The sequence below is a fragment of the Kitasatospora sp. NPDC005856 genome, from assembly GCF_040629945.1.
GTDB lineage: Bacteria > Actinomycetota > Actinomycetes > Streptomycetales > Streptomycetaceae > Kitasatospora.
Genome location: NZ_JBEXWT010000187.1, coordinates 1 through 4887 on the forward strand (window position 1 = coordinate 1; position 4887 = coordinate 4887).

1 protein-coding gene and 1 pseudogene are annotated in these 4887 nt (G+C 72.2%); both read left to right on the top strand.

Annotated features, from left to right (window positions below):
- Positions 1–21 precede the first annotated feature (21 nt).
- Positions 22–357: pseudogene (locus ABZ449_RS41675) on the top strand (AMP-binding protein); the annotation flags it as partial.
- A gap of 150 nt (positions 358–507) precedes the next feature.
- Positions 508–4887, top strand: a 4380-nt coding sequence (locus ABZ449_RS41680) for an amino acid adenylation domain-containing protein (RefSeq protein WP_360357275.1), incomplete at its 3' end; no start/stop codon positions are given.

Below are 4887 nucleotides of genomic sequence, written 5' to 3' on the forward strand. Positions count from 1 at the left end.
GGTGCGGGGCTGGCTGGTGTGGTGGCGCGGTACGGGGTGACGCATGCGACGTTGCCGCCGGCGGTGTTGGGTGTGTTGGCGTCGGAGGATCTGGCGTCGGTGCGGGTGTTGGTGTCGGCGGGTGAGGCGCTGGGTGCGGAGCTGGTGGAGCGGTTCGCGGTCGGTCGTCGGTTCGTGAACGCGTACGGTCCGACGGAGGTGACGGTGTGCGCGACGATGACGGGTGCTCTGGTGTCCGGGGATCCGTCGATCGGTGGGCCGAATCCGAATGTGCGGGTGTATGTGCTCGACGAGTTCCTGTCGCCGGTGGCGCCTGGGGTTGTGGGTGAGTTGTATGTGGCGGGCGCGGGTCTGGCGCGTGGCTACCTGGGTCGTGCGGGGCTGACGGCGGAGCGGTTCGTCGCGAATCCGTTCGGTGCTGCGGGTGGGCGTCTGTACCGCACGGGTGATCTGGCGCGTTGGACCGTGGACGGACAGTTGGTGTTCGGCGGTCGTGTGGATGACCAGGTGAAGATCCGTGGCTTCCGGATCGAGCCGGGTGAGGTCCAGGCCGTGATCGCCGGGCACCCGCAGATCGCCCAGGCGGCGGTGATCGCCCGTGAGGACGTCCCCGGTGAGGTGCGCCTGGTGGCGTACGTCGTCGCCGAGGATCCGGAGGCGGTTGGCCTGCCGGAGCTGGTGAAGGCGTTTGCCGGGCAGCGGTTGCCGGAGTACATGGTGCCGTCGGCGGTGGTGGTGCTGGATGCCTTTCCACTGACGGTCAACGGCAAGGTCGACCGCCGTGCCCTGCCCGCCCCCGAGTACACGGCGGGCGTGGGCCGGGCAGCGGCCACCCCGCAGGAGAAGGCGCTGTGTGAGGCCTTCGCGGAGGTCCTGGGCCTGGAGAGCGTGGGCGTCGAGGACGACTTCTTCGCGCTGGGCGGCCACTCGCTGCTGGCGACCCGGCTGGTGAGCCGGGTGCGTGCCCTGCTGGACGTCGAGGCCGAGATCTCCGACGTCTTCGAGGCGCACACCCCGGCCGCGCTCGCCGCCCGCCTGGGTGGCGCCGAGCAGGCCCGCACCGCCCTGGTCGCCGGCGAGCGCCCCGAGCGGATCCCGCTTTCCTTCGCCCAGCAGCGCCTCTGGTTCCTCGGGCAGCTCGAGGGAAGTACCGCCGCCTACAACGCCCCGATCGTGCAGGGCCTGTCGGGCGAGGTGGACCATGCGCTGCTTGGTGCGGCGCTGCGGGACGTGCTCGGCCGCCACGAGGTGCTGCGCACGGTGATCGCGGTGGCCGACGGCCAGCCGTACCAGCAGGTCCTGGGCTTGGACGAGCTGGACTGGGAGCTTCGGCTGGTCGAGGTCGCCCCGGAGCAGTTGGCGGACGCGGTGGCCGAGGCGAGCGGATACGCCTTCGACCTGTCCGTCGACATCCCCTTCCGGGCCACCCTGATCGAGGCGGGTGCTCAGCGTGTGCTGGCGCTGGTTCTCCACCACATCGCCGCCGACGGCTGGTCGAAGAGCCCGCTGACCGGGGACCTCTTCGCTGCCTATGCGGCGCGCCGGGAGGGTCTGGCGCCCGAGTGGGTGCCGCTGCCGGTGCAGTACGCGGACTACGCGCTGTGGCAGCGCGAGCTGCTGGGCGGCGCGGACGATCCGGAGAGTCTGCTGTCCCGTCAGGTCGCCTACTGGCGTGAGGCGCTGGCCGGTGCTCCGGAGGAGTTGGAGCTGCCGTTCGACCGGCCGCGTCCGGCGGTGGCGAGTCATCGCGGTCATCGGGTGCCGCTCGATGTGTCGCCTGAACTGCACGCTCGGCTCGCCGAGTTGGCGCGGGCCGAGGGTGTCACCCTGTTCATGGTGCTGCAGGCCGCGCTCGCGGTGCTGTTCTCGCGCCTGGGTGCGGGGACGGACATTCCGATCGGTGCGGCGGTGGCCGGCCGTACGGACGAGGCGCTGGACGACCTGGTCGGGTTCTTCGTCAACACGCTGGTGATGCGGACCGACCTGTCCGGGGACCCGAGCTTCACGCAGGCGCTCTCGCGGGTGCGTGAGGCGGGGCTGGGGGCGTTCGCCCACCAGGACGTGCCGTTCGAGCGGCTGGTCGAGGAGCTGGCCCCCGCCCGCTCGCTGGCCCGCACCCCGCTCTTCCAGGTGCTGCTCGCGGTGCACAACCAGGGGCAGCTGTCGGCACAGCAGACCACGCGGTCGGCGGCGGACCTCGCGGACCCGAGTGCCGAGGAGGCTACGGCCGAGGCGTCGGTGTCGGTGTCGGTGGCGAAGTTCGACCTCGACGTCAGCGTGGCCGAGGTCTTCGACGCCGAGGGGCGGCCGGCCGGTCTGCGCGGTGGTGTGACCGCGGCGGCGGACCTGTTCGACGCGGTGTCCGTGGAGCTGCTGGTCGGCCGTTGGCTGCGGGTGCTGGAGGCGGTGGCCGCCGATCCGGGGCTGCGGCTGGGCGCGGTCGAGGTGCTGGACGAGGCCGAGCGCCGCCGGCTGCTGGTGGAGTGGAACGACACCGACGTCGAGGTGCCGGCCGGTACGGTGCTGGAGCTGTTCGAGGGGCAGGTGGCGCGGACGCCGGACGCGCCGGCGGTGGTGGCCGAAGGCGTCGAGCTGACCTATCGCGAGCTGGACGCGCGGGCGAACCGGGTGGCGCGGCTGCTGATCGGTCGGGGTGTCGGTCCGGAGTCGGTGGTCGCCGTGTGCATGGAGCGCGGTGCGGATCTGCTGGTGGCGTTGCTGGCGGTGTGGAAGGCCGGCGGCGCCTACCTGCCGGTGGACGTGGCGTACCCGGCCGAGCGGATCGCCTTCATGCTCGCCGACGCCAACGCGGTGCTGGTGCTGGGTGACAGTGCTGCCGGTTCGGTGGCGGTGGATGCCGCGACCGGGCAGGGCGTGGAGTGCCTGGTGCTCGACGGGCCCGCGGTCTCGGCTGAGTTGGCGGGGCTGGACGGCACGTCGCCGGCCACCGGCGCGCTGCCGGCCGGGCAGATGGCCTATGTGATGTACACCTCCGGTTCGACCGGTACGCCGAAGGGCGTGGTGGCGGCGCAGCGGGATGTGGCGGCGCTGGTGTCCGACCGTTGCTGGGGGCTGTCCGCCGGGGACCGGGTGCTGTTCCATGCGCCGCACGCGTTCGACGCCTCGACGTACGAGATCTGGGGTCCGCTGGCCGCGGGCGCCGCCGTGCTGGTGGCGCCGGCGCGCGAGGTGGACGCCGCGTGGCTGCGCGAGTTGGTGGCGTCGTGGCGGGTATCGCACGTCCATGTGACGGCGGGGCTGTTCCGCGTTCTGGCACAGGAGGACCCGGAGTGCTTCACCGGGGTGCGCGAGGTGCTGACCGGCGGCGACGTCGTCCCGGGCGGTGCGGTGCGGCGGGTGCTGGAGGCGTGCGACGGCGTAGTGGTGCGGCACCTGTACGGGCCGACGGAGGTGACGCTGTGCGCGACGCAGTTCGAGACGACTGCCGTCGCGGGCGATGTGCTGCCGCTGGGGCGCGGGTTGGACAACACCCGGGCCTACGTGCTGGACGAGTGGCTGTGCCCGGTGCCGGCGGGCGTCGTCGGTGAGCTGTACATCGGCGGAGCCGGCGTGGCACGGGGATACCTGGGACGCCCGGGTCTGTCGGCGGAGCGGTTCGTGGCGAATCCGTTCGGGGCGGTCGGTGGGCGGATGTACCGGACCGGTGACCGGGTTCGGTGGACCGCGGAGGGTCTGCTGGAGTTCGCGGGTCGTGCGGATGAGCAGGTGAAGGTCCGTGGTTTCCGGATCGAGCCGGGTGAGGTGCAGGCCGTGGTGGCCGGGCATGGGGGGGTCGCCCAGGCTCTGGTGCTGGTCCGCGAGGACGTGCCCGGGGACAGGCGGCTGGTGGCGTATGTGGTGCCGGCTGCTGGCGAGGGCGGGGAACTGGCGCAGGGTGTGCGGGAGTTCGTGGCGCGTCGGTTGCCGGAGTACATGGTGCCGTCGGCGGTGGTGGTGCTGGAGGCGCTGCCGCTGACGGCGAACGGCAAGGTGGACCGTCGGGCGTTGCCGGTGCCGCGGTATGCGGTGGGTGCGGGTCGGGGTCCGTCGACGTTGCAGGAGGAGATCCTCTGCCAGGCGTTCGCCGAGGTGTTGGGTCTGGAGGGTGTGGGGGTCGACGACGACTTCTTCATGCTGGGTGGTCATTCGCTGCTGGCGGTGTCGCTGGTGGAGAAGCTGCGCGGGCGTGGTGTGTCGGTGTCGGTGCGGGCGCTGTTCGAGACGCCGACGGTGGCCGGTCTGGTGGCGGTGGCGGGTCCGGAGCTGGTGGTGGTGCCGCCGAACGGGATCCCCGAGGGCGCTCGGGAGGTCACTCCGGAGATGCTGCCGCTGGTGGAGTTGTCCGCTGCGGAGCTGGAGCGGGTGGTCGCGAGCGTCGAGGGCGGCGCGGCGAACGTGGCGGATGTGTATCCGTTGGCGCCGCTGCAGGAGGGTCTGCTCTTCCACCACCTGCTGGGCTCCGACAGCGGTGAGGAGACCTATGTCTCCCCGACCGTGCTGGAGTTCGACTCGCGGGAGCGGCTGGACGCGTTCCTCGGGGCGATGCAACAGGTCGTCGACCGGCATGACATCTACCGCACCGCTGTGGTCTGGGAGGGCCTGCGCGAGCCGGTCCAGGTGGTGTGGCGTCACGCCGTGCTGCCGGTCACCGAGGTCCGGCTGGACCCGGCCGCCGAGAACCCTGCGGCGCGGCTGCTGGCGATGAACGGCGCCTCGATGGACATCGGCCGGGCGCCGATGATGGCGGCCCGGGTGGTGGCGGAGCCGGGGACCGAGCGGTGGCTCGCCGAGTTGCGGATCCATCACCTGGTCCAGGACCACACCGGTCTGGACGTGATGCTGGGCGAGGTGCGGGCGATCCTGGCGGGTCAGGCCGACACGCTGGCG